Raw genomic sequence first — 23,526 nt, 5'->3', positions numbered from 1 at the left:
GGAAGGGAATTCAGCTATGAGCGACATCGATTGGGACTCGCTGCGCACGGCAGCGACCGAGGCGATGGGCCGGGCCTACGTGCCGTACTCGAACTTCCCGGTGGGGGTGGCAGCGCTCGTCGACGACGGGCGGGTGATCGCCGGCTGCAACGTCGAGAACGCGTCGTACGGGCTCACCCTGTGCGCCGAGTGCGCCCTGGTCTCCAGCCTGCACATGACCGGCGGCGGCAAGCTGGTCGCCTTCACGTGCGTCGACGGCCACGGCAACACCCTTATGCCCTGCGGCCGCTGCCGGCAGCTGCTGTTCGAGCACTCCGCCGACGGCATGCTGCTGGAGACGGTGTCGGGCATCAAGACCATCGACGAGGTGATCCCGGATGCCTTCGGTCCGCGAACCCTCGAGGATTACCGCAGCTAGGAGCAAATCGTGAGCACCATCGAGCCGTTCGACACCGTCGACCTCATCCGCGCCAAGCGGGACAAGCATCCGCTGTCCACCGACCAGATCAACTGGCTCGTCGACGCGTTCACCCGCGGGTACGTCGGCGACGAGCAGATGGCCGCGATGGCGATGGCGATCTTCCTGAACGGTATGGAGCGCCGCGAGGTCAAGGACCTGACCCTCGCGATGATCGAAAGCGGCGAGCGGATGGACTTCGCGACGCTGTCGAAGCCCACCGCCGACAAGCACTCGACCGGCGGGGTCGGCGACAAGATCACGCTGCCGCTCGCGCCGCTGGTCGCGAGTTTCGGGGTCGCGGTCCCGCAGCTTTCCGGACGCGGGCTCGGCCACACCGGCGGCACGCTTGACAAGCTCGAGTCGATTCCCGGTTGGCGCGCCTCGCTGTCGAACGAGGAGCTGCGCGAGCAGCTCGAGAGCATCGGCGCGGTGATCTGCGCCGCAGGCTCCGGGCTCGCGCCGGCCGACGGCAAGCTGTACTCGCTGCGCGACATCACCGGGACGGTTGAGGCGATCCCGTTGATCGCAAGCTCGATCATGAGCAAGAAGATCGCGGAGGGCACCTCGGCGCTCGTGCTGGACGTGAAGTTCGGCTCCGGCGCGTTCCTGAAGGACATCGAGCAGAGCCGCCAGCTGGCCGAGACCATGGTCGCACTGGGCACGGATGCCGGTGTCACCACCACCGCGCTGCTCACCAACATGAACGTGCCGCTCGGGCTTGCGATCGGCAACGCCAACGAGGTGCGCGAGTCGGTCGAGGTGCTCGCCGGCGGCGGGCCGGCGGACGTCGTCGAGCTGACCGTGGCGCTTGCGCGGGAGATGCTCGAGTCGGTCGGCCAGATGGAGGCCGACGTCGAGGATGCGCTCAAGGACGGCCGCGCGATGGACACCTGGCGGGCCATGATCAGCGCGCAGGGCGGCGACCCGGATGCGCCGCTGCCTATCGCCAAGGAGCAGCACGTCGTCACCGCCGACCGCGACGGAGTGCTCGTCGAGCAGCATGCCCTGCCGTTCGGCATCGCGGCCTGGCGGCTCGGCGCAGGCCGGGCGCGCAAGCAGGATCCGGTGCAGCACTCGGCCGGCATCGACCTGCACGCGAAGCCGGGCGATGCCGTGAAGAAGGGCCAGCCGCTGTTCACCCTGAGCGCCGACGAGCCGGCCCGGTTCGAGCGAGCCCTCGAAGCGCTCGAGGGTGCCTACAGCATCGGTGACGAGGGCTCGCAGGTGAACGACGGCGGCCCGCTCATCGTGGACCGCATCACCGCCTAAACCCACGCCGCAGGCAGCGTCGCCTGCACGCATCCGGAGGAGAGCTGTGCCCGTAACCCGTGTAATGCCCACCGAAGAAGGCGACGACCTCATCGAGCTCGTGCGCGACATCGCCGAGAAGGAGCTGACCCCGCGCGCCGCGGCGGCGGAGCGCGATGCGAGTTTCCCGCGGGACGTGTTCCTCACCCTGGGCCGCGCCGGGCTGCTGAGCCTGCCGTACCCGGAGGAGTTCGGCGGCGGCGGGCAGAGCGCTGAGTCCTACCTACAGGTGTTCGAGGAGATCGCTGCGGCGTGGGCCAGTGTGGGAGTAGGGGCGAGCGTGCACGCGCTGTCGTGTTTCCCGCTTGCCACTTACGGCACGCAACAGCAGAAGCAGCAATGGCTGCCGGACATGCTCTCCGGTGAGCTGCTCGGCGCGTACTGCCTGTCGGAGCCGCACGCCGGATCCGACCCGGCGGCGATGCGCACGCGAGCGGTTCGGTCAGACGGTGGCTATGTCATCAACGGTGCGAAGGCGTGGACCAGCCACGGTGGACACGCGGACTTCTACACGGTGATGGCGCGCACCTCCGATGATGGTGGCCGCGGGATCTCCTGCTTCCTGGTGCCGGCCGACACCGACGGCCTCAGCCCCGCGTCGCCGGAGAACAAGATGGGGCTGACCGGCCTCACCACCGCGACCATGAACTTCGACGACGTCTACGTTCCCGAGGAACGTCGAATCGGCGCGGAGGGGCAGGGTCTGTCAATCGCGCTTGCAGCGCTCGACGCCGGGCGGCTGGGGATCGCTGCGGTCGCGACCGGGCTGGCCCAGGCGGCTCTGGATGTCGCGGTCGAGTACGCGAAGGTGCGCGAGGCGTTCGGGAAGCGCATCATCGACCACCAGGGGCTCGGGTTCGTGCTGGCCGACATGGCCGCCGCAGTGGAGTCCGGGCGGGCGACCTACCTGGCTGCTGCGCGCATCCGGGATCGGGGCAAGCCGTCGACGCGGGAGTCGTCGATCGCGAAGCTGGTGGCGACCGACAACGCGATGAAGGTCGCGACGGATGCCGTGCAGGTGCTCGGAGGTGCTGGCTACACGCGCGACTTCCCGGCCGAGCGGTACATGCGTGAGGCGAAGGTGATGCAGATCTTCGAGGGCACCAACCAGATCCAGCGGCTGGTGATCTCCCGCCACCTGGCCCGCTAGACGCCCGACACAGGCTTCGCGCGGGTCGAACTTTCACGCGCGGGTGAAATTTTACCCGCGCGTGAAAGGAACACCCGCGCGTGAAGAACCACCCGCGCGAGCGTATCTCGACAGGCTCGTTCCGCGCATCCGCGATCCATCGCCGAGTGCACGCGAAATGCGCGAGTGCACGCGCAGTATCCCGTGCGCTCGAACATTTGGGCGGCGCTCGGCGACGGCGCAGGCGGTCAGCCGATGCGGCGCAGCGCGTCCACGATCAGCGCCCAGAACTTCTCGCGGTCGAGGTCGGTCGCCGCGTGCGTGGTGCAATCATCCGGGGCCGGTCCGCGGAAGTCCGCGACCGTCATCCCCAAGGTCAGCGACCCGGTCAGTTCGACGTCCAGCGGCACCCGCACCACCGACATCACGCTCGGGTCGATCACCAGCGCGACCGCACACGGGTCGTGCACAGGCGGATGCTCGAAACCTTGCGCTTCCCGGTAGGTCTTGCTGAAGAACTCCAGCAGCTCGAGCACGAACTGCGCGGGCTTGGTGCCGACCTCGGCGATCGCCTGCACGACATCCGGGGTCGCGAGCGCCTGATGGGTGAGATCCAACCCGACCATGGTCAGCTTCCACGCCTCGTTGAACACGATGTGCGCGGCCTCGGGGTCGATGACGATGTTGAACTCCGCCGCCGCACTCCAGTTCCCACCGTGGTAGCCGCCGCCCATCAGGACCACCTCGGCGACTCGCTCCGCTATGCGCGGCTCCTTGCGCACCGCCAGCGCGATGTTGGTGAGGGCTCCGGTCGGGATGAGCGTCACGGTACCCGGCTCGTGCGACATGATCGTGTCGATGATGAGGTCGACCGCGTGACGCTCGTCCAGTTCGAGGCTCGGCTCCGGAAGCACCGGGCCGTCCATGCCGGAGTCGCCGTGAATCGACTCGGCCACCTCGACCTCGCGCACCAGCGGGCGGTGTGCACCGCGCGCGAACGGCACGCCGGTGATCCCGGCGATCTCGGCGACCGCGAGAGCGTTCCGGGTCGTCTTCTCGATCGTCTGATTGCCGTGAACCGTCGTCACCGCCAGCAGTTCGATCTCCGGATTACCGTGGGCTAGAAGCAGGGCGATCGCGTCGTCGTGGCCGGGATCGCAATCGAGAATGACCTTTCGTGGCACCGTCCCAGAGTACCGTCCGCCGGAACCCAGTAGATTTGGTGCCGTGAACTCGGTGCAGCAGGACTACCTTCTCCCCGGCGGCGACGCCAGTATCAGTGCCCTCCCGAAGGTGTCGTTGCACGACCACCTCGACGGCGGCCTCCGCCCGCAGACCATCATCGAACTCGCCGACGAGGTCGGACTCGACCTGCCGGCGACGGATGCCGTGCAGCTGGGCGACTGGTTCGCCGACCAGTCGGACTCGGGTTCGCTGGTCGAATACCTGAAGACCTTCGACGTCACCACCAGCGTCATGCAGACCCGGGAGGGTCTGGAGCGGGTCGCACGCGAGTTCGTGCAGGACCTGCACGCCGACGGGGTCATCTACGGCGAGGTGCGCTGGGCTCCAGAGCAGCACCTGAACCGCGGCCTGAGCCTGGACGAGACCGTCGAGGCTGTGCAGGCCGGGATCGAAGCGGGCATCGAGAACGTCACGAGCGCGGGCGGACGCATCCGGATCGGCCAACTCGTCAGCAGCATGCGCCACACCGACCGTGGGCTGGAGATCGCGCAGCTCGCGGTGCGGCACCGCGATCGCGGCGTCGTCGGTTTCGACATCGCCGGCCCTGAAGCGGGTTTTCCGCCGAGCCGACTGCGCGACGCTTTCGACTACCTGGCCAGCGAGTTCTTCCCCGCCACCGTGCACGCGGGCGAGGCCGACGGCCTGCAGAGCATCGCGAGCGCCCTCATCGACGGCCGCGCTCTGCGGCTCGGCCACGGTGTGCGCCTCGCTGAGGACGTCCGCGTCGAGCGTGAGGACGGCGACAGCCGCTACGTCACCATCGGCGACCTCGCCCAGTGGGTGCGCGACCGGGAGATCGCGCTCGAGCTCAGCCCGTCGTCGAACCTGCAGACCGGCGCGATCGAGGCGTGGGGCGACGAGCTCGAGGACCACCCGTTCGACCTGCTCTACCAGCTCGGCTTCCGCGTCACCGTGAACACCGACAACCGGCTGATGAGCAACACGAGCCTCAGCAGGGAGCTCGCGATGCTCAGCGACGCGTTCGGATACGACCTCGGCGATCTCGAGGTGTTCCAGCTCAACGCGGCGGCGGCGACCTTCCTGCCGCTCGAGGACCGGGAAGAACTGGCCGCGGCCATCAGCGACGGATTCGATCAGGTCTAACCCGATGCCACTTCCGCCACTTCCCGATGACGCGATCTGGCTTTCACGAACCGCCGCCGATTGGCGCGAGGCAGTCCAGCTCGCGGGTGACGCGCTCGCCGCATCCGGCGCCGCGACCGCCGACTACGCCGGTGACATGATCCGTATGATCGACGAGCACGGACCGTACGTCGTCATCGCGCCGGGCCTCGCGCTCGCCCACACCCGACCGAGCGACGATGTGCTGACCGGTGGGATGTCGGTTGTGACCCTGGCCGAACCGGTGGCGTTCGGGCATCCGCACCATGACCCGGTGTCGGTCGTCGTTGGCCTCGCCTCAACCACCGCGGAAAGCCATCTCGCCGCTGTCGCGCAGCTCGCGAACCGCTTCAACGATGCCCGCGCGATCGAGCGGATCGCACGTGCCGGCACCATTCAGGACGTCCGGGCGGTCATCGCCCCGGATGCTCGTGGCTGAGCGTCAGCCGACCATCCGCACGTAGACCGGGCTGCCCCACACCGCGCGGTACTGCACCATCATGCCCGGCTTCGGGGAGTCGACCATCATGCCGCCTCCGGCGTAGATGCCGTCGTGCTGCCCCGGGTACCAGACCAGGTCGCCCGGCTGCGCCTGCGCGGCGCTGATCTGTACGCCCATCGCCGCTTGCGCGTTCGCGGTGCGCGGCAGTGAGATGCCGAACGCGCCGAACACGTACTGCACCAGACCGTCACAGCTGAAGCTGTCGCTCGGATGGTTGCCGGGGCCGTAGGGGACGACGCCGACGAACTGCATCGCGAAGTCGACCAGGGCCTGGCCGCTGTAGTTCTGTGCCGGCGCGGCGAAGCTGGAGCCCGACCGCTCGGAACCGGAGGAGCCGGATGGTGCCGACGCGGCAACGGGAACCGGTTCCGGCTCGGGGGCCGGCGTCGCGGTGTAGCTTGCGCGGACGACGGACTGGGGTGCCACATCGGCCGGGCCGATCAACCGCTGCACCGGCTTGGTTGCCGCCGCGATCGTCGACGGAGGCGCCTCCGCCGGATCCAGTGCGTACGCGGGGAGAGCCAGTGTGACGATCAGGCCACCGGAAACGGCGGCGACGGCAAGCTTTGACATATGGACATGGAGTGAGGATCGGGGGATGAAACTCAAGACGGGTAAGTGCCTTCCTAAAGCAAACCGCTACCCCCCAGCGGACCACTTTTTGTTCGGGTTCTCACTTTTCAGACTACGCACGGGGTGCCAAGAGTCGAATCGAAAGGCGGATTAACAGGCTTCTCGCACCAATTGCCAGCTGTTTCCCAGCCGGGTCAGGAGTTGCACAAGGCCTGAATCAGCTTCGGTTTTGCTGAGTCTCGAGGACCCCTGAGGCCGATCTCCTCGGCCTTCTTCTTCAGCTCGGGGTCCTTCCGCTTCTGCTCAGAGTCCCTTGCCGCCGGTCACCGGAAGCACCGCACCGGACACGTAGGAGGCCTCCTGTGACGCCAGGAAGACGTAAGCGGGCGCCAACTCGGCCGGTTGACCGGCGCGTCCGAGCGGGGTGTCCTGCCCGAATGTCGGCAGCTTGTCTGGCCACGAGGTGGCGGGAATGAGCGGCGTCCAGATCGGTCCGGGCGCGACCGCGTTGACCCGGATGCCTCTCTCGCCGACCTGCTGGGCGAGCGCCTTGGTGAATGCGACCAGGGCGGCCTTGGTCATCGCGTAGTCGATGAGCTGCGGGCTGGGGTTGAAGGCCTGGATGGATGAGGTGGTGATGATCGACGCGCCAGGCTTCAGGTGAGGCAGCGCGGCGCGCGCAATCCACAGCGTCGAGTACAGGTTCGTCTCGAAAACCCGCTGGAACTCCTCGGTCGGTAACTCCTCCAGGCTGTCCCGGTTCTCCTGATAGGCGGCGTTCAGGATGACGATGTCGAGGCCGCCGAATTGGCTCACTGTCTTCTCGACCAGGCTCGTGCAGTACGCCTCGTCCCTGGCCTCGCCGGGCAGGAGCAGCGCCTGCCGGTTTTCCTTGCGGACCCACTGGGCCGTGTCATCCGCATCCTCCTGCTCCTCGGGCAGGTAGGAGATGGCCACATCGGCTCCCTCCCGCGCGAAGGCGATGGCAACCGCCCTCCCGATGCCGGAGTCGCCGCCGGTGATGAGAGCGCGCTTGCCCTGCAGCTTGCCGCTGCCGACATAGGTGTCCTCACCGTGATCCGGACGGGGTTCGGTCTTCGAGGTGAGGCCGGGCTGCTCCTGCTCCTGCTGGGGGAAGTCGTCGCTCGGGTAGCGGCTCACCGGGTTCTCGTCGAGATTCTTGGTCACGTCAGGTTCCTTCCCGTTCTGCGGCTTCGAGCTGTTCGTCGCTGAGGATGCGCTCATCCGGATCGGCTGCTTCGCCCTCGACCCGGAAGCGCAGTTTCTGCATGTACGGCGTCGGCAGCCCGCGGCGGTAGTCGAGGAACTCCTTGGCGTAGTATTCCCGCGCCTCCTCCGCGGTCTTCTCACCGCTCACGATGTCGACCATCAGGTTCAGTGCGAGGAAGTTGGCCTGCTCGTCGTGACAGGTCGCGGAGACCTCACCGGCGGTGCGCGCGACGGTGACGCTGCCGTCGAACTCGGCGAGCTCGGCAATGAACGGGGTCGGCACCGCGTAGTCGACCGTCGTCGTCACCGAGTCGGTGTGCGGCGCCGGGAAGTCGTGCTGGGCGAAGTCGCGCCATGCGGTCAACCGCTTGGTCAGGCCGACGTTGTGCCAGAGCAGCATCGACGGGGCGCTCTCGTGCGGCTCGCCGTGCTCCTCGATGACAATTTGTGCCGCTTCCCTGGATTCGTAGGGCCAGTCGGCGATGATGTCCTGGGCGCGCATCGGAAGCCTCCTCGTGTTCGCTTCCTCCCATCGTTGCCCGGCGGGGCGCTGTAGTGAGAAAACTTGCGAGAACTACCAGAGAGCGCCCAGCGCCGGGTCAGGCGCGGTGCATCAGGTCGTAGCGCGCGAGCGCGTCGGCATCTCTGGAGTGCGTGAGCGAGTTGCGGGCGAGGTCCAGCGCGGCCACAGGGTCGGCCTCGTTTTCGGCGAGCATCAGCTTGCGCTCCGCCTCGGCCAGCCGGGTGCGTGCGGCAGCGCCGACCCCGCCGCGCCGGGTTGCGATGAAGTCGCGGGTCGACGACAGCTGGCTGTGCGCCTGCACGAGCGCGCCGGCGAGTGCGGTGCGCGCACCGTCCAGGCGGCGCTGCTGGTTGCGCGCCCCGGCCATGCTGGCATCCAGCGACGCGTTGGCCTGGCGGAGGCGTTCCAGTTGGCGCATCGGATCGGCCGGCCCGGTCGAGCTGGACAGCGCTGCCTCCACCTCACTGATCGCGGCCGCGACGGCGCTGCTTGAGTCGGGGTCCGGCGGTGCGTCCCGCAGCCCACGGGCCTCGGCGAGGTTCTGCTCTGTCGACTCGGTGAGACGGGTCACGGCCGCGGTGGCCCGCTCCAGCTCGGTGCGCAGGGTCCCGACGGCGTCGATCAGCTCGTCGGCGCGCCCGGAGTGCTCCTCGGCGCTGCGCAGCGAGTCGGCGGCCGTTCCGGCGTTCTCATCCACTGCCGACTGCGCGGCGTCGGCTGCCGAGCGCGCTGCGGCGAGCTCGGTCAGCGCCCGGTCCAGGTTGTCGGTGACGGATGCGATGGCGCTCGCCGCGTAGTCCCGCCGGAGGGTGCCGAGCACGACGACCGCTTCGGCATGGCGGCGAGCCGTCGCGTCGGTGCTGCTCCGGATGTCGGAGAGCCGGCGCGGCGCATCCTGCTCGAGCGCACGCTTGCGGTCGAACTCGTGCGTGTGCTGCTCGAGCTCCTGCTGCGCGGCGATGCACAGTGACAGGATCCGGGAGCTCCAGTCGCGCCGTTGGCTCACGGTGTCGGCGTAGGCGTCGTCGAGCCGGTGCTGCAGCGCGAACGCCTCACGCAGCTTGCCGCGGGCAGAGTCGAGGGCGGCAGCGAACTGCCGGGTGCGGTCCTCACCGAATTGGGCGATCGCGTAGCCCAGCTCGGCTTCGGCATCCTGCACAGCGTCGTCGACGCGGACGAGGAGGATGCTCGCCTCCTGCTGAATCCGGTCGACGGCGGCATCCGGACTCTGCGCGCGGCGGCGACGGGAGATCAGGGCGAAGCCGACCGCGGTGGCGCCGACGAAGATTGCGGCGAGCGTGATGCCGGCGGTAGAGAGAGCGCTGACCAGGATTTCCATTGTCCGCTCAATCCTATTTCGGTCCGGCCGGGGCGAAATCGCCCGCATAACAAGGAATCTCCTGCATAAGAGGGGGTGAGAGAGCGAAACTCCACTGGCCTGCCGGGAAATGAGGCAACCGGCATTTAAGGTGGCAACGTGTGGCGTGCCGATCGACAAGACGATTTTCTCCTCGACATGGAGGAGACCGAGAGTGATTCCGTGCCCGCGCACCAGCAGGTGACGTCGCCGCACGCACTTAGTCTCGGCGACCCGCGTTACAAGGCGGTGAACGTGGCAGAACCAACATGGGCCGGATGGCGCGAGCAGCTGTCCACCGTCGGCGGCAGCAATCCGCTGCTGCACTTCATCGACGAGCCGAGCACGCGCATCGAACTCGGCGCGACGCATCCGGGCGGCCTCGCGCGCTTCATCACCGGCAAGACCACCCTGCTCTCCAACCTCATCCGCGACGACCTTGCGCTGCGCGCCGCGAAGCTGGCAGCCGACGAGCTCGCCGCCAAGGGCCTTGAGCTCGCGACCGCGCGCGGCATCGACTCCATCCACCTGGGCATCGGCATCGCCCAGTGGCAGCACGATGCGGCCGACTACTGCGCGCCCATCCTGCTGCGCCCGCTCGCCATCCGCCGCTACGGCACCGACTTCGAGCTGCGGCTGCGAGGCGAGCCGTTCCTCAACCCGGCGCTCGCGCGCGCGCTCGCCGAACAGTTCCAGATCACCCTCGACGCCCAGGGCTTCGTCGCCCTCGCGCAGCGCGACGGGTCGTTCAAGCCGAACCCGGTCATCGACCGGCTCCGCGGGCTCACCTCGCACCTCGAGTGGTTCAACGTTCAGCCGCGCCTGGTCGTCTCCTCGTTCGCGGATGTCGCGACCGGCATGGTGACGGATGTCGCCCAGCTCGAGCATCCGGTACTGGATGCACTGGCAGGCAACCCGAGCGCGAAGTGGTCGGTCGAAGAGAGCTTCAAGCCGGTCGAGCTGCAGGGACCCGACTACCGCGCCCCGGAGACCGACACGCTGCTGCTCGACGCCGACGCCGAGCAGGAGAACGTGATCGCCCAGATCGCGGCAGGCAACTCGGTGGTCGTCAAGACGCTGCCGGGCACCGGCGGAACTCAGACCATCGTCAACGCCATCGGGGCGCTCGTCGCGCAGAACAAGCGCGTACTCGTGGTCAGCGCGCGCCGGGCGAGCCTGCAGGGCATCGCGCAGCGGCTGGCCGACATCGGCCTGGCCGGTGTGGCCGTCGCGCCCGGCACGCTGCGCCGGGACATCATCCGCTCGATCGGTCGCAACGAGAAGGCCAAGCAGCCAGAGACCGCTGAGGTCGATGAAGCGCTCGTGAGACTCCGCAAGGTGCTGATCGACTACCGCGGCGCGATCTCCAAGCGCGACGACACGCTAGGCGTGTCGGTGCTCGACTGCCTGACCGAGCTATCGCGGCTCGCGCTGCTGCCCGAGCCGCCGGCCACCAGTGCCCGGCTGTCGCGACTGTCGGTCGAGCAGCTCGCCAGCAACCGGGCGCAGGCGGCCGAGACGATGGTGCAGGCCGCACGACTCGGCGAGTTCAAGTACGGCCCGAACGACTCGCCGTGGTACGGCGCGTCGTTCACGAGCACCCAGGACGCGAGCCGCGCGCACTCGATCGCCCGGCAGCTGCACGAGACCGGGGTGCCCAGGCTGCTCGAACGCGCGAACGAGCTCATCGGCAAGACCCGGATGCGGCCGTTCGAGTCAATTTCGGAACTCGGCGTCTACCTGCGACTGCTCACCGACATCCGGGACACCCTGGACAAGTTCCTTCCCGTCGTCTTCGACCGGTCGCTGAGCGAACTCATCGCCGCGACCGCGTCGCGCAAGGAATCGCAGCACATGAGCGGCGCCAACCGCCGCCGGCTCAAGCGGCTCGCCAAGGAATACCAGCGACCCGGCGTGCACGTGACCGACCTGAACGGATCGCTGCGGCGCATCCAGCAGCAGCGTTTCCTGTGGCAGCGCTTCGTCGCGGAGGGGATCACCCCGCAGGTGCCCGTCGGCATCGCCGACGTGCAGGTCGCGCACCAGCAGGTCATGCAGGATCTCAGCACCCTCGACGAGCCGCTCGGCAGGGCCGACCAGGAGGTGCAGCTGGCGAACCTGCCGATCCACGAGCTGCTTGCCCTGCTCGACGGGCTCGCCGCCGAGTCGGATGCCCTGCACAACCTGCAGGAGCGCACCGCGCTGCTCAGCACGCTGCGTGAGCTCGAACTCGACCCGCTGCTGGCCGACCTCGCGCAGCGCCACGTCCCCGAGGAGCAGGTCGCGGCCGAACTCGAGCTGGCCTGGTGGCGCTCGGCGCTCGAGTCGCTGCTGGAGAGCGAACGCGCCCTGCTCGGTGCGAACACCTCGGTGCTTGACCGGCTCGAATCCGACTTCCGGCTCGTCGACGACGCGCACGCTCGCGCCAGCGCGCAGGGTCTCGCCTGGCAGCTCGCCGAGAACTGGAGCATCGGCCTGGTCGACTGGCCGGATGAGGCGACCGCGCTCAAGCGCGCGCTGCGCCGGGACAGCATCGACTCCCGTCAGCTGCAGGAGGCTGCACCGCACCTGTCGCGCGTCGTCGCGCCGGTGTGGATCGCGTCGCCGTACGAGGTCCACGAGATCACCGACACGCTGCGCTTCGACACCGTGCTGCTGGTGGATGCCGGTGCGACCACCCTCGCCGAGACGGTCGGCGCCATCCGCCGCGCCCGGCAGGTGGTGGCCCTCGGCGACCCGGTGACGCAGACTCCGTCCGCGTTCACGATCGGGCTGGGGGAGACCCAGACCACCGAGGAGACGCCGGAGGAAGAGCTCGACGAGCTGCACGCCGACTCGGCGCTAGCCCGGCTCGGCACCCTGTTGCCGACCCTCACCCTCACTCGCAGCTACCGCGCAGGCGGCGAGGACCTCGCCGAACTGGTCAACCGCCGGTTCTACGCCGGCCGCATCGACTCGCTGCCCTGGGCGGGCAGCTTCCTCGGGCATGGCAGCATCCGGATCGACTTTGTCGCCGACGGGTCGGGACTGCCGGATGAGGACAGCGGCGCCGTCGAGAGCGTCGACGCCGAGGTGAACCGGGTCGTCGAGCTGGTGCTCGACCACGCGCGCACCCGGCCGCGCGAGTCGCTCATGGTCATCACCGCGAGCCGCAAGCATGCCATCCGGGTGCAGCGCGCGGTGCTCACCGCGCTGGCGCGGCTCCCTGAGCTGCACGAGTACATCCTCGGCGACCGCGCAGAGCCGTTCACCGTCGCGACCATTGAGCAGGCGGTCGCGGAGAGCCGCGACCGGGTCATCTTCTCGATCGGCTACGGACGTACCCCGCACGGGCGGGTGCTGTCCGACTTCGGCGCGCTCGGGCATCCGGGCGGAGAACGGCTGCTGGCGATCGCGATGACTCGCGCCCGGCGTGCAATGACAATCGTGACCTGCTTCGAGGCGAGCGACATCGACGAGGACCGGATGCGGTACGGCGCGGTCGCGCTGGCCGAGCTGCTGACCGACGTCGACGCGCGGATCGCGGCGGAGCCGATCCCGGATGACAGCGACCCACTGCTGGTGGACCTCGCCCGCCGCCTCGAGGTGCGCGGCCTGCGGGTCGCGCTCGGCCACCGCGGCAAGCTCGGCCTGGTCGCGTCCCACAAGGGCATGTGCCTGTGCATCGAGACTGACACCACGCTGCACTCGACGAGCCTGCGCGAATCGCTGCGGCTGCGGCCGGAGCTGCTGCGCCGCCTCGGCTGGCACTACCTGCGGGTGCACGCGTTCGAGCTGTTCAGCGACCCGGATGCTGTGGCCGACAACATCGCGCGGATGCTCGGCCTGAGTGAAGCGCCCATCACCCAACCGGTAACGGTGGTACCGTCTCAGGCGTGATCGAGGAGTCCGGCGAGCTGCAGCCTGAGCAGCCGGAGGCGTCGGTTCCCGCGCCCGCGGCCCGTCCGCGCCGGCATCGCAGGGTGCGCACAGAACCGGTGCCCGGCAGCGACCCGACGCCCATGCCCGAGCCGCCGCGCCACGCATCCGACGACAACGACGACCGGCTCAACGCCGACAAGCCGCCGCACTACTGACCCCGGCGCCGCCCCGATGGCGCTCCCGATGTTCCTCGAGGGGTCTGAAAGGGGCCTTCCTGGCGCAATGAAGGCCCGTTTGCGACCCCTGGGTTCAGCCAGCGGGCGGGTCAGCGGCTCTCGCGCTCGGCGAGCAGGTCGCGGATCTGCTGCAGCACGTCCAGCTCCGTCGGCGGCTCCTCCTTCTCGGGAGCACCCGCACTCCGCCGCGCTTCGGACCGCTCCCGCAGCTTGTTCATCGGCAACACGAGCGCGAAATAGACGGCAGCCGCGACCAGCAGGAACTGGATGAGCGCACCAATGAGCGCGCCGAACAGGAGCCTCGCGGGCTCGTCGTCGGCAAGCGACGGGATCTCGACGATAAGGGTCTTACTCAGGCTCTCAGAGTTGAACAGCGCACCGAGCGCCGGGTTCAAGACGCCTTCGACCAGAGCGTTCACCAGCGCGGTGAAGGCAGTGCCGATGACGACCGCGACGGCAAGGTCGATGACATTGCCGCGCATGATGAACTCTTTGAAGCCCTTCACCACGTCATTCCCCCTCGTTCGCATGCCGGCCCTCCGGCGCTAGCTGGCTGCGCTGCTTGCTGCAGGGCTGCTGCTGCTGGTGGTGCTCGGGCTCGAGGTGGACGCCGCCGGGGTGCTCGACCCCTCCGAGCTGCCGGACTTCGCGGCATCCGACTTCCCAGACTCCGGGCCCTTGCGCGAGTCGGTGCGGTAGAACCCGGACCCGTTGAAGGTCACGCCGACCGCGCTGAATACCTTTCGCAGCACGCCGCCGCACTGCGGGCAGACGCTCAGGGAATCGTCGGTGAACGCCTGCTGGATGTCGAAGGCGTTCTCGCACTCGGTGCAACGGTAGGAATACGTGGGCATTGCGGCTTCTATCGTGGTGTTGTCTGCTTGAACGTCGTGGTAGCGCTGGGGGTGACGACCCCGTCAACCGCCTTGTCGTGGAGCTCGGTGGGAACCGAGTCGACCAGTTCGTTGTCGAAGACCACAGCATAAACCGGCGGGCACTTCTCCATCGAACCGAGCGTGCGGTCGAAGTAGCCGCGGCCCCAGCCGAGCCGCATCCCGGTGCGGTCGATCGCGGCAGCGGGAACGATGATCAGGTCGACGTCGTTGATGGCTATCGGTCCGAGCAGCTCACCGACCGGCTCCGGCATGCCGAACATTCCTTCGACCTCCTCGTCGCCGTAGTCGGTCCAGTCGAGCAGCCCGTCGTCGCGTGACAGCGGAATGAGAACCCGGATGCCGCGCTCGCGCGCCCAATCCAACCAGGGGCGGATGTTGGGCTCGTCCTGCGTCGGCAGGTATCCGGAGACCGAGGTCGCGCCGACCGACTCGGTCAGCGCGATCAGCTGCTCGTTGATTCCGGATGTCGCGTGCTCCAGCTCGGAGGAGGTGAGCGCCCGTCGCCTGGCTCGCAGGTCCGCCCGCAGTGCGCGCTTGCGGTGGCTCTCGTCACCCGTCATACAGCTAGTTTAGGCAGGCTCAACGGTAACCTGTCCCACATGGCATCTCAGATCACGAAGGCCGTCATCCCGGCCGCCGGACTCGGCACCAGATTCCTCCCCGCGACCAAGGCCATGCCGAAAGAGATGCTCCCAGTGGTCGACAAGCCCGCGATCCAGTACGTAGTCGAGGAGGCGGTCGCCGCCGGAATCCACGATGTGCTCATGATCACCGGACGCAACAAGGGCGCCCTCGAGAACCACTTCGACCGCGTCGGCGAACTCGAGGCCACTCTCGAGCGCAAGGGCGACATGGTGCGCCTGCAGAAGGTCAACTACTCCAGCGAGCTCGCCGATGTGCACTACGTGCGCCAGGGCGACCCGCTCGGCCTGGGCCACGCGGTGCTGCGCGCGCGGATGCACGTCGGCAACGAGCCGTTCGCGGTGCTTCTCGGTGACGACCTGATCGACGAGCGCGACGCAATCCTGCCCCGGATGCTCGAGGTCGAGCAGCAGCGGGGCGCGACGATCGTCGCGCTGCTCGAGGTCGAGCCCGAGCTCGCGTCGCTATACGGAATCGCGACCGTGGAGCCGACCGACGACGAGGACGTCGTGTGCGTCACCGGCATGGTCGAGAAGCCGGCACCGGGGGAGCAACTCTCCAATTACGCCATCATCGGCCGTTACGTGCTGCAGCCGGAGATCTTCGACATACTGGACCGCCTCGAGCCGGGCAAGGGCGGCGAGATCCAGCTGACGGATGCGCTCGAGAAGCTCGCTGAGGACCGGTCGATCGCGGGCGGCGTCTACGGCGTTGTCTTCCGGGGTCGCCGTTATGACACCGGAGATAGGCTCTCCTACATCAAGGCCATCGTGCAGCTCGCGGCCGACAGGGACGACCTCGGCAACGAGTTGCGCCCCTGGCTGAAGGAATTCGCGGCGACGCTGGAATAGTGCGGTGAGCATCCCGACTCTGTCAGAGGGGCCGATCACGATTCGGCCGATCCGGCTGCGCGACGCGCGCCGGTTGGAGCGGGAGTTGCTCGACAACCGCGGCTGGCTGCGCAGGTGGGAGGCGACCAGCCCGCACGGCGTCGGCAGTTTCGACGTGCGCGGCAGCATCCGGAACCTGCTCGCCCACGCGCGTGCCGGGCTGGGCCTGCCGTTCGTGATGGAGTACGACGGGCACTTCGCCGGGCAGCTGAACGTGTCGTCGATCCAGTGGGGGTCGGTGTCGTCCGCGACGATCGGGTACTGGGTGTCGGAGAAGTTCGCGGGCAAGGCGGTGACGCCCACCTCGGTGGCGCTCGCGACCGATTACTGCTTCTTCCAACTAGGACTGCACCGCATCGAGATCTGCATCCGGCCGGAGAACGAGCCGTCCCTGCGGGTCGTGCGGAAGCTCGGCTTCCGCTATGAGGGGCTGCGGCGGCGCTACATCCACATCGACGGCGACTGGCGCGATCACTTCTGCTTCGCACTCGTCTCGGAAGAGGTGCCGACCGGGGTGCTCAGCCGCTGGCTGAACGGGAAGGCGCCGGCGGATGCCGCACACGTGCCGGATGCCGACCTGCGGGCAGCCGCAGTGGATCACGTCGCGGACTAGAGCTCCGGCGTGCGCGGCGGGGCCTCGCGGGTGGCGCCGATCGCTGAGCCGGGGCGGTTCGCAGCTCGCTCGAACGCCCAGCCGAGGGTGAGCAGCCGACTGTCGTCGTACGCGCGGCCGGCGAAGGTGAGGCCGATCGGCATCCGGATGTCGGCCATCAGCCCCATCGGGACCTGCACGGTCGGGATGCCCAGGTGCCGGGGGACGAGGTTGCCGTTGGCGACCCAGGTGCCGTTGCGCCACGCGAGCTCGGCCGATGCCGGGTTGATGTCGGCGTCCGCCGGTCCGACGTCGGCGACCGCCGGGAACACGACCGCGTCGAGCGCCAACTCGTCCAGCCAGTCCTCGAAGTCGATGCGCCGGGTCTGCTCCAGGCCGCGGATGCCGGCGGCGATGTCCGGGATGTCGGCCAGCGCCGGGATGCCGTCGCGGCGGGCGCGGTGCACATATTGGGCGAGGTCGACGTCGTCCGGGGCGAACCGGCTGAGATGGTCCTCGTACCGGCCGGGCAGCGCGCCCGGCGGGACCGGTTCGATGAGTTCGGGCACGACATCGACCAGCCGGTTCAGGTGCGGGTCGCCGTTGGCCTGCAGGAACTCGTCCCAGCCCCACATCGACAGCTCCCACAGCTCGTGCTCGGCGAAGGTCGGCGGGACGAGGCCGCGCGCGACCATGCTGCGATCGTCGGCCCGCCCGCGGGACTCATAGTTCGTCACCACCGGGAAGTCGACCTCGATCACCTCGGCGCCCCCGGCCTCCAGGTCACGGCGGGCCTTCTCCCACTGGGCGATGACGCTCGGGCGAGTGGCGATCGGGTCGTCGCTGTCGGGCTCACCGCCGATGTACATGCGCGGGATGCCCAGCCGCGCGCCGCGCAAAGCATCCGGGACGGCGAGGTCAGGGTAGAAGGCGGGCCGCACATCCGACGCCCGCGGGATCGTCACCCACGGCTGGACGCGCCAGAAGTCGCCGCGTGTCTGCGGGTCGTCGGCGACGACCGTCTCGAGCACCAGCAGCAGCTCGTCCATGGTGCGGGTGTACGGCACGACGACGTCCATGGTGGGGACGAGCGGCCAGTTGCCGCGCACCGAGATCACGCCGCGCGAGGGCGTGTAGGCGCACAGCCCGTTGTTAGAGGCCGGGCCGCGACCGCTCGACCAGGTCTCCTCGCCGAGCGCGAATGCCGCGAACGCGGCGGCGGTGGCGGTGCCGGAACCGTTGGAGGAGCCCGAGCCGAACGGCGCAGTCAGCCAGTCGGCGCTGTACGGGCTCTCGGCCCGGCCGTACAGTCCGCGTTGCATGCCGCCGTTGGCCATCGGCGGCATGTTGGTGAGCCCGAGGCAGATCGCTCCGGCCGCGCGCAGCCGTTCGATCGTGAACGCGTCGTGCTGGGCGATGAGGTCGGCGAAGGCGGGGGAGCCGGATGCGACGGTCAGGCCGCGCACCATGAACGAGTCCTTCGCGACGTACGGGATGCCATCGAGCGGGCCGCGCGATTCGCCCCGCACCCGACGCGCATCCGATGCTGCGGCCTCGGCGATCGCATCCGGACTCAGCACGACGACCGCGTTGAGCCGCGGCCCGGCGGCATCGAATGCGGCGATGCGGTCGAGATAGCCATTCACGAGATCGACCGCGGTGAGGTCGCCCGACTCGAGGGCGCGGGCCAGCGTGCCGATCGGCGTTTCGACGAGCGGGATGCGGGCCATGTCGCCGGAGCCTACCGTTCTTGCCGCTCGTGGTGGTCGCCTTTTCGGTGTCGAGCCTGTCGGGATCCCTCGCGCCGCATCCGCTCCCGCTGCGTCCATCCGCGCGGGGTCCGGACATCCGCGCCCGGCGCACCTGCCGCGGATGTCCGAAAACAGCGCGTTTCTCAGCGGACACACGGCGTGGCGCGCATTGCATCGGCGCGCCGAACCTTAGACCGGGGCCCCGCACTCGTACGGTTAACGCCATGAACTTTGACGGACTCGGCTCGAGTGTTGCGATTGCGGTCGCCGCCGTGCTCTGGTTCGTCTATCTGGTGCCGACCTGGCTGCGTCGCCGCGAGTACCTGTCGACCGAGCGCAATGCGGTGCGGTTGCAGCAGACGTTGCGGATTCTCGCCGAGACGGCGGAGATTCCGGATGCGGTGCGCGCCGAGTCCACCGCGCGCACGGTCGCTCACCATCAGAAGGTGTTGCGTGCCGCCGAGGCGGCCGCGGAAGCGCGACGCGCGGCGGAGGCCGAGCGGCTGGCCGCCGAGCTGCGGGCCAGCGCGGCGGCATCCGGTGCGGACCAGCTGGCGCGTGACCGGGCATCCGCTCGTCGGCTGCGCCGAAATCGTGGGCTGACGACGCTCGTGCTGTTCGTCTCGCTGATCACGGCCTTGGTCGGTGTCGCTCCGGCGCTCGCCGGGAACTGGCTCGTGCTCGGCTCGGCGGTCGCCGTGGCAGTGGGTGCCGTGGCGATGCTGAACCAGATGGCGGCGGTGGCGCGCGCCAGGGCGCAGCGCCTGCGCGGAGCGCGCCAGGTAAGCCAGCCCGTCCGCACCAAGTCGGCGCCGCCGGTGGCGGAGCCGCAGCAGGACCGCGGCTGGACGCCGGTGCCGCTTCCGAAGCCGCTATACCTGACCCACCGTCCGGAGCCGATCCGCATGCCGCTCGAGCCGGCCGAGTCGCTGCAGGACGCGATCGTCGCGTCGGAGCGCGCGCTGCGTGAGGCGCAGGCGTCGCCGAAGGTGACGCGCATCGACCGGCCCGCGGCATCCGCGCCGAAGAGCCGGTTCGCGAGCATGGGCATCGTCGAGACGGCGGATGCGCCGGTGGCGGACCTCGACGCGATCCTCAGCCGGCGTCGCGCGGTCGGCTAGTCGCCGCGTTGGTGACGGCGCCGCGCGAGGTGGTAACGTAGCTACGCAGTATTTGGGGCTATGGCGCAGTTGGTAGCGCGTCTCGTTCGCAATGAGAAGGTCAGGGGTTCGAATCCCCTTAGCTCCACCAAATTCTTCACTCGCCGATTGGGCGGGATCGAAACGTATCTCGCCAGGTGCGGATCGATGTTCAACCCTGTGCAACAGGTAGGCGCGGCGATCGAGGACTGCCGCAGTGCACTGGGCGGCCACGCGACACAGGTCTGGGTGATCGGAGGCGCGGCCGCCGTCGTGGCGGCTCTTGGTGCTGTTGTCCGGTCGCGAGCGTGAGTCGTCTCGGGGCCGTAAGGCGTGGAGCAGCGGTGAGCGCACTGGCGCTCGTGCTGGGAGCAGGTCTCACCGGATGCTCGTCGGCTGAGTGTCTGCCATCGCCGCTAGAGGTCACCGTCATCGAGCCCGGTGGTGACGGAAGCGCTGAGACTCTGCTGACCGTTCAGGCATCCGGTGTCGACTGCGACCTTGGCCTCGGCGACGATCGCGAGTATTGGGTGACCGTTCTTTCGGGCCCGTGAGATTTGTTAACCCTCGGCCCTTAGGTTGATCCCATGCAGCAGTTGCAGTCCGACGTCACCGCCAAGCTCGACCGCATCGCCGAGCGGTTCGCGCAGCGCAGCGACGTGCACGAGCTGCAGCTCCGCATCACCCAGCCGAGCACCGGCCTCGAGTGGTCGTTCGGAGAGCCCAAGCAGTACTTCATCGCGAGCGTCACCAAGCTCTACACCACCGCCATCGTGCTGCAACTGCGCGCGAGCGGCGACCTGACCTTCGACACCCCGGCCGCCGACATCCTCGGCGCCGACACGCTCGCCGGGCTCAACACCTTCGGCGGCATCGACCGCGCCGCCGACATCACCATCGGCCACCTGCTGTCGCACACCTCCGGCATCCCCGACTACTTCGAGGGCGCGCCGAAGGGCGGGGAAAGCGTCATGGCCCGGATGCTGCGCGACGACGTTCGCTGGAGCTTCGATGACGCAGTCGGCACCTCCCGCCAGCTGCCCGCCCCGTTCGCGCCCGGCACGCCGGGCAAGGCGCTGTATTCGGACACCAACTTCCAGCTGCTCGGCAAGGTGATCGAGACAGTCACCGCCGGAAGCTACGAGGCTGGGGTCGACGAGCGCGTCATCCGCCGGCTCGGCCTCGACGACACCTACCTGTTCACCGAGTCAACGCTCGACCGCGCCGACACAGTGTCCTCCTTCCTCAACGGCCGCGCGCCGCTGCCCCGGCCGCAGGCGATGGCCTCGTTCGGACCGGACGGCTCCATCGTGTCGACCACCGACGACGGCATTGAATTCCTACGGGCGTTCCTGACCGGCGACCTCTTCCCGGTCGAGTACATCGACGAGCTCACCGCCACCTGGCGCACCGTCTTCACCCCACTCGAGTACGGCATCGGCATCATGCGGTTCGCGCTGCCGCGCATCCTCTCGCCGTTCGCGCCAGTGCCCGCGATGATCGGGCACTCCGGCGCATCCGGGAGCGTGCTCTACCGCGTACCAGACCTCGACCTCTACCTGTGCGGCACGGTCAACCAGGTGAAGAACCGCAGCCTGCCTTACCGGCTGATGGCAACTCTCGTGAACGCCCTCCGCTGAGCGCGAGGAAAAGCTGACACGGCAGCCCGCGCCGGTGTATTCTGATCCGCTCCCCTTTTTCTCACGCACCAGGAGACAGCTATGTCTGACGCCGCCGCCGGCGCGACGCCCACAGTCGAGCACACCGTCGTCGGGGACCCGGCACCCGCGCGCTGGAAGCGCAACGTCGCAGTCTTCCTGGGCGGCCAGACGGTCTCGCTGTTCGGCTCCATGCTGGTGCAGTACGCCATCATGTGGCACCTCACCCTGCTGACCCAGTCCGGTCTGGTGCTGGCGCTCGCCGCAATCTTCGGCTTCCTGCCGCAGGCGATCGTCTCCATCTTCGGCGGCGTGTGGGCCGACCGGATGAACCGCAAGTTCCTCATCGTCGTCGCCGACTCCGCCATCGCCGTCTCCACGCTCGCGCTCGCCATCTTCCTGCTCGCCGGCTACGACGGGCTGTGGCTCATCTACCTGACCCTCGCCATCCGCTCGGCCGGAGCCGGCATCCAGATGCCGGCCGTGTCTGCGCTCATCCCGCAGATCACCCCGACCGAACACCTGATGCGGGTCAACGGCATCAACGGGTCGATCCAGTCCGCGATGATGCTCATCACGCCCGCCGTGGCCGCGCTGGTCTACGCCAACCTGTCGATCATCGGCATCTTTTTCATCGACGTCGTCACCGCCGTGATCGGCATCGGGCTGCTTTTGCTGGTGCCGGTGGCGACCATCCGTCGCGCCAGCGACGAGCACGTGCCGTACTTCACCGACCTCGTCGAAGGCGTGCGCTACATCGCCAGCCACACCTTCATCCGGTGGCTGCTGGTGCTGTTCGCGATCGTCTTCGTGCTGGCCGCCGCGCCGTCGTCGCTGACCCCGCTCATGGTGGCGCGCAGCTTCGGGGACGATGTCTGGATGCTCGCCGTCGTCGAACTCGCTTTCAGCATCGGGATGCTGATCGCCGGGGTGCTCATTGCCATCTGGGCCGGCGCGAAGAACCGGGTCGCGATGATCGTGGTCACCTCGCTCTTGTTCGCCGTGGTGACCCTCGCGCTGGGTCTCAGCACCAACTTCTGGGTGTTCTCGGCGTTCATGTTCGCGTTCGGGCTCGCGGTTCCGTACTTCTCCACGCCGTCGATGACGCTCATCCAGGAGAAGGTGGAGCCGGAGAAGCAGGGTCGGGTGTTCGGGTTCGTCGGCATCGTCATGGCGGTAGCGATGCCGCTCGGGATGAGCGTGCTCGGCCCGTTGGCCGACGTCTTCAGTGTCGAGTCGTTGCTCGTCGCCGCCGGACTGATCATGCTCGTCGTCGTCGTGATCGCCATCACAGTTCCCGCCGGCCGGCGCGCCATGGCGGCCGGGTCGGCCGCCGCCGCCGCGCCGGAGACCGTCGCCCAGGCATCCGCCGACTGATTCATCCTGCAAGTCCTCTGGGAGGGGGACGCGGATGTCGGCAGTCCGGGTAAATAATCGTCAGACGACCCTCCACCCGACTAGGAGACGATGATGGCTGTCACCCTCAACCCGTATCTGAACTTTCGCGACAACGCGCGCCAGGCGATGGAGTTCTACCACGACGTGTTCGGCGGCTCGCTCGACATGAGTACTTATGAGGAGTACCAGGCGAGCGAGGACATCACCGAGAAGGACAAGATCATGCACGCCCAGCTCAGGTCGACGGACCTGGTGCTGATGGCAGCCGACAGCCCCAACGCCATGGAGTACACCCCCGGCAACAACTTCTCCGTCTCGCTGAGTGGCGCCAATCAGGACGACGGAACGCTTCGTGGCTACTGGGACAGGCTGGCTGATGGCGGGACGATCACGATGCCGCTCGAAGTGGCGCCCTGGGGCGACGCGTTCGGGATGCTGCAGGACAAGTTCGGGGTGAGCTGGATGATCAACATCGCCGGCGCGGAGCAGCAACAGCAGTAGCCCATGTATCTCCGGGCGCTCGCCATCACCGGCACGGCAACCGCTGCGGCTGCCCTGCTCGGCTCTGTTGCCAGCAACGGGGTCCGCAGCCGTTGGTATCGGCGGCTGCGGAAGCCGAGCTTCCAGCCGCCGCCCGAGGTGTTCCCGGTCGTCTGGACCTCGCTCTACGCCGACATCGCCTTCACCTCGGCCGCCGCGCTGGATGATCCCGAGCAGACCGACCAGCAGCGCGAGAGCTACCTCACCGCGATGGCGGTGAACCTCGCGCTGAACGCGGGGTGGTCGTGGGCGTTCTTCCGCTTCCACAACCTGCCGCTGTCCGTCGGGGTGGCTGCGGCATTGGCCGCCAGCAGCACCGACCTGGCGCGACGTGCGGGTGCCGCGAAGCCGACGTTCGGCTTGGCACTCGCGCCGTACGCCGTGTGGTGCGCCTTCGCGACGGTGCTGACCGCGCGCATCCGTGCGCTCAATCGATGACGGATGCGCGGAGTACAGTCATCGCGTAGACGACCC

24 protein-coding genes and 1 tRNA gene are annotated in these 23,526 nt (G+C 68.5%); 16 read left to right on the top strand and 9 right to left on the bottom strand.

Annotated features, from left to right (window positions below):
- Positions 1-16: 16 nt before the first annotated feature.
- The 3 genes from HGK58_RS00340 to HGK58_RS00330 are packed head-to-tail and all read left to right on the top strand — an operon-like array spanning position 17 to position 2,918.
- Positions 17-418, top strand: a complete 402-nt coding sequence (locus HGK58_RS00340; protein WP_168625582.1) for a cytidine deaminase — start codon at positions 17-19, stop codon at positions 416-418.
- Positions 419-427: 9 nt separating this feature from the next.
- The gene (locus tag HGK58_RS00335) at positions 428-1,729 is read left to right on the top strand and encodes a thymidine phosphorylase (protein WP_168625581.1); all 1,302 of its coding nucleotides are present in this window, start codon (positions 428-430) and stop codon (positions 1,727-1,729) included.
- 46 nt (positions 1,730-1,775) lie between these two features.
- Positions 1,776-2,918 carry an acyl-CoA dehydrogenase family protein gene (locus HGK58_RS00330; RefSeq protein ID WP_168625580.1) on the top strand — a complete coding sequence of 381 codons (1,143 nt, stop codon included), beginning with the start codon at positions 1,776-1,778 and terminating at the stop codon, positions 2,916-2,918.
- Between the two features lie 227 nt (positions 2,919-3,145).
- Here the strand turns inward: HGK58_RS00330 and HGK58_RS00325 are convergent, their stop codons facing one another.
- Complete coding sequence (locus HGK58_RS00325) at positions 3,146-4,081, bottom strand: nucleoside hydrolase (protein ID WP_168625579.1); 936 nt, start codon at positions 4,079-4,081, stop codon at positions 3,146-3,148.
- A gap of 43 nt (positions 4,082-4,124) precedes the next feature.
- Here HGK58_RS00325 and HGK58_RS00320 point away from each other — a divergent pair, with 43 nt between their 5' ends.
- Together HGK58_RS00320 and HGK58_RS00315 are read left to right on the top strand one after the other, a co-directional pair.
- On the top strand, positions 4,125-5,246 hold the full coding sequence (locus tag HGK58_RS00320; protein WP_349236081.1) for an adenosine deaminase: 1,122 nt from the start codon (positions 4,125-4,127) through the stop codon (positions 5,244-5,246).
- A gap of 4 nt (positions 5,247-5,250) precedes the next feature.
- Positions 5,251-5,703, top strand: coding sequence for a PTS sugar transporter subunit IIA (locus tag HGK58_RS00315; protein ID WP_168625577.1), 453 nt, complete (start codon positions 5,251-5,253; stop codon positions 5,701-5,703).
- 3 nt (positions 5,704-5,706) lie between these two features.
- On the opposite strand, the gene HGK58_RS00310 is transcribed toward HGK58_RS00315, so the two are convergent.
- The 4 genes from HGK58_RS00310 to HGK58_RS00295 form a co-directional block, all read right to left on the bottom strand.
- Positions 5,707-6,339 carry an NlpC/P60 family protein gene (locus HGK58_RS00310; RefSeq protein WP_168625576.1) on the bottom strand — a complete coding sequence of 211 codons (633 nt, stop codon included), beginning with the start codon at positions 6,337-6,339 and terminating at the stop codon, positions 5,707-5,709.
- A 303-nt stretch (positions 6,340-6,642) separates the two neighbouring features.
- Positions 6,643-7,527 (bottom strand): SDR family oxidoreductase, encoded by an 885-nt coding sequence (locus HGK58_RS00305; RefSeq protein WP_349236080.1) that lies wholly within the window; start codon positions 7,525-7,527, stop codon positions 6,643-6,645.
- 1 nt (position 7,528) lies between these two features.
- Positions 7,529-8,071 carry a hypothetical protein gene (locus HGK58_RS00300; protein ID WP_168625574.1) on the bottom strand — a complete coding sequence of 181 codons (543 nt, stop codon included), beginning with the start codon at positions 8,069-8,071 and terminating at the stop codon, positions 7,529-7,531.
- Between the two features lie 97 nt (positions 8,072-8,168).
- Complete coding sequence (locus tag HGK58_RS00295; RefSeq protein ID WP_168625573.1) at positions 8,169-9,431, bottom strand: hypothetical protein; 1,263 nt, start codon at positions 9,429-9,431, stop codon at positions 8,169-8,171.
- 177 nt (positions 9,432-9,608) lie between these two features.
- Between HGK58_RS00295 and HGK58_RS00290 the strand changes: the two genes are divergently transcribed.
- Positions 9,609-13,328, top strand: coding sequence for an AAA family ATPase (locus HGK58_RS00290; protein WP_168625572.1), 3,720 nt, complete (start codon positions 9,609-9,611; stop codon positions 13,326-13,328).
- Positions 13,325-13,525, top strand: coding sequence for a hypothetical protein (locus HGK58_RS00285; RefSeq protein WP_349236079.1), 201 nt, complete (start codon positions 13,325-13,327; stop codon positions 13,523-13,525). Before HGK58_RS00290 ends, HGK58_RS00285 begins: the two co-directional genes overlap by 4 nt.
- 110 nt (positions 13,526-13,635) lie before the next feature.
- Here the strand turns inward: HGK58_RS00285 and mscL are convergent, their stop codons facing one another.
- The 3 genes from mscL to HGK58_RS00270 are packed head-to-tail and all read right to left on the bottom strand — an operon-like array spanning position 13,636 to position 15,002.
- Positions 13,636-14,076 (bottom strand): large conductance mechanosensitive channel protein MscL, encoded by a 441-nt coding sequence (gene mscL / locus HGK58_RS00280; RefSeq protein ID WP_210422562.1) that lies wholly within the window; start codon positions 14,074-14,076, stop codon positions 13,636-13,638.
- A gap of 15 nt (positions 14,077-14,091) precedes the next feature.
- Positions 14,092-14,400 (bottom strand): FmdB family zinc ribbon protein, encoded by a 309-nt coding sequence (locus HGK58_RS00275; RefSeq protein WP_168625571.1) that lies wholly within the window; start codon positions 14,398-14,400, stop codon positions 14,092-14,094.
- Positions 14,401-14,408: 8 nt separating this feature from the next.
- Positions 14,409-15,002, bottom strand: a complete 594-nt coding sequence (locus HGK58_RS00270; protein WP_168625570.1) for a 5-formyltetrahydrofolate cyclo-ligase — start codon at positions 15,000-15,002, stop codon at positions 14,409-14,411.
- Positions 15,003-15,041: 39 nt separating this feature from the next.
- Here HGK58_RS00270 and HGK58_RS00265 point away from each other — a divergent pair, with 39 nt between their 5' ends.
- Together HGK58_RS00265 and HGK58_RS00260 are read left to right on the top strand one after the other, a co-directional pair.
- The gene (locus tag HGK58_RS00265) at positions 15,042-15,935 is read left to right on the top strand and encodes a UTP--glucose-1-phosphate uridylyltransferase (RefSeq protein WP_168625569.1); all 894 of its coding nucleotides are present in this window, start codon (positions 15,042-15,044) and stop codon (positions 15,933-15,935) included.
- Between the two features lie 4 nt (positions 15,936-15,939).
- Positions 15,940-16,587, top strand: coding sequence for a GNAT family protein (locus HGK58_RS00260; RefSeq protein WP_168625568.1), 648 nt, complete (start codon positions 15,940-15,942; stop codon positions 16,585-16,587).
- Here the strand turns inward: HGK58_RS00260 and HGK58_RS00255 are convergent.
- The gene (locus HGK58_RS00255) at positions 16,584-18,296 is read right to left on the bottom strand and encodes an amidase (protein ID WP_168625567.1); all 1,713 of its coding nucleotides are present in this window, start codon (positions 18,294-18,296) and stop codon (positions 16,584-16,586) included. The two genes, HGK58_RS00260 and HGK58_RS00255, sit on opposite strands and share 4 nt — an antisense overlap.
- A gap of 245 nt (positions 18,297-18,541) precedes the next feature.
- Here HGK58_RS00255 and HGK58_RS00250 point away from each other — a divergent pair, with 245 nt between their 5' ends.
- From HGK58_RS00250 to HGK58_RS00220, 7 genes are all read left to right on the top strand, one after another.
- Entirely contained in the window at positions 18,542-19,438 is an 897-nt protein-coding gene (locus HGK58_RS00250; protein ID WP_168625566.1) for a hypothetical protein, read from the top strand.
- 54 nt (positions 19,439-19,492) lie between these two features.
- Positions 19,493-19,568: transfer RNA gene (locus HGK58_RS00245), tRNA-Ala, on the top strand.
- Positions 19,569-19,800: 232 nt separating this feature from the next.
- Positions 19,801-20,010, top strand: coding sequence for a hypothetical protein (locus HGK58_RS00240; RefSeq protein ID WP_168625565.1), 210 nt, complete (start codon positions 19,801-19,803; stop codon positions 20,008-20,010).
- Positions 20,011-20,043: 33 nt separating this feature from the next.
- The gene (locus HGK58_RS00235; RefSeq protein ID WP_210422561.1) at positions 20,044-21,096 is read left to right on the top strand and encodes a serine hydrolase domain-containing protein; all 1,053 of its coding nucleotides are present in this window, start codon (positions 20,044-20,046) and stop codon (positions 21,094-21,096) included.
- An 81-nt stretch (positions 21,097-21,177) separates the two neighbouring features.
- On the top strand, positions 21,178-22,491 hold the full coding sequence (locus HGK58_RS00230; RefSeq protein ID WP_168625564.1) for an MFS transporter: 1,314 nt from the start codon (positions 21,178-21,180) through the stop codon (positions 22,489-22,491).
- A gap of 93 nt (positions 22,492-22,584) precedes the next feature.
- Complete coding sequence (locus tag HGK58_RS00225) at positions 22,585-23,013, top strand: VOC family protein (protein ID WP_168625563.1); 429 nt, start codon at positions 22,585-22,587, stop codon at positions 23,011-23,013.
- Positions 23,014-23,016: 3 nt separating this feature from the next.
- Positions 23,017-23,490, top strand: coding sequence for a TspO/MBR family protein (locus HGK58_RS00220; RefSeq protein ID WP_168625562.1), 474 nt, complete (start codon positions 23,017-23,019; stop codon positions 23,488-23,490).
- The last annotated feature ends 36 nt before the right edge of the window (positions 23,491-23,526 follow it).

The organism is Cryobacterium sp. BB307 (assembly GCF_012274275.1).
Classification (GTDB): domain Bacteria; phylum Actinomycetota; class Actinomycetes; order Actinomycetales; family Microbacteriaceae; genus Terrimesophilobacter.
This window is presented reverse-complemented; position numbering and strand designations above follow the sequence as displayed.

What these genes read in the sequence shown, in the direction of transcription:
- HGK58_RS00220 (WP_168625562.1), top strand. Translation starts at nt 23,017, where the DNA reads ATGTATCTCCGGGCGCTCGCCATCACCGGCACGGCAACCGCTGCGGCT.
- HGK58_RS00275 (WP_168625571.1), bottom strand. Translation starts at nt 14,400, where the DNA reads ATGCCCACGTATTCCTACCGTTGCACCGAGTGCGAGAACGCCTTCGAC.
- mscL (WP_210422562.1), bottom strand. Translation starts at nt 14,076, where the DNA reads ATGCGAACGAGGGGGAATGACGTGGTGAAGGGCTTCAAAGAGTTCATC.
- HGK58_RS00225 (WP_168625563.1), top strand. Translation starts at nt 22,585, where the DNA reads ATGGCTGTCACCCTCAACCCGTATCTGAACTTTCGCGACAACGCGCGC.
- HGK58_RS00340 (WP_168625582.1), top strand. Translation starts at nt 17, where the DNA reads ATGAGCGACATCGATTGGGACTCGCTGCGCACGGCAGCGACCGAGGCG.
- HGK58_RS00310 (WP_168625576.1), bottom strand. Translation starts at nt 6,339, where the DNA reads ATGTCAAAGCTTGCCGTCGCCGCCGTTTCCGGTGGCCTGATCGTCACA.
- HGK58_RS00265 (WP_168625569.1), top strand. Translation starts at nt 15,042, where the DNA reads ATGGCATCTCAGATCACGAAGGCCGTCATCCCGGCCGCCGGACTCGGC.
- HGK58_RS00230 (WP_168625564.1), top strand. Translation starts at nt 21,178, where the DNA reads ATGTCTGACGCCGCCGCCGGCGCGACGCCCACAGTCGAGCACACCGTC.
- HGK58_RS00315 (WP_168625577.1), top strand. Translation starts at nt 5,251, where the DNA reads ATGCCACTTCCGCCACTTCCCGATGACGCGATCTGGCTTTCACGAACC.
- HGK58_RS00255 (WP_168625567.1), bottom strand. Translation starts at nt 18,296, where the DNA reads ATGGCCCGCATCCCGCTCGTCGAAACGCCGATCGGCACGCTGGCCCGC.
- HGK58_RS00235 (WP_210422561.1), top strand. Translation starts at nt 20,044, where the DNA reads ATGCAGCAGTTGCAGTCCGACGTCACCGCCAAGCTCGACCGCATCGCC.
- HGK58_RS00300 (WP_168625574.1), bottom strand. Translation starts at nt 8,071, where the DNA reads ATGCGCGCCCAGGACATCATCGCCGACTGGCCCTACGAATCCAGGGAA.
- HGK58_RS00270 (WP_168625570.1), bottom strand. Translation starts at nt 15,002, where the DNA reads ATGACGGGTGACGAGAGCCACCGCAAGCGCGCACTGCGGGCGGACCTG.
- HGK58_RS00290 (WP_168625572.1), top strand. Translation starts at nt 9,609, where the DNA reads ATGGAGGAGACCGAGAGTGATTCCGTGCCCGCGCACCAGCAGGTGACG.
- HGK58_RS00250 (WP_168625566.1), top strand. Translation starts at nt 18,542, where the DNA reads ATGAACTTTGACGGACTCGGCTCGAGTGTTGCGATTGCGGTCGCCGCC.
- HGK58_RS00295 (WP_168625573.1), bottom strand. Translation starts at nt 9,431, where the DNA reads ATGGAAATCCTGGTCAGCGCTCTCTCTACCGCCGGCATCACGCTCGCC.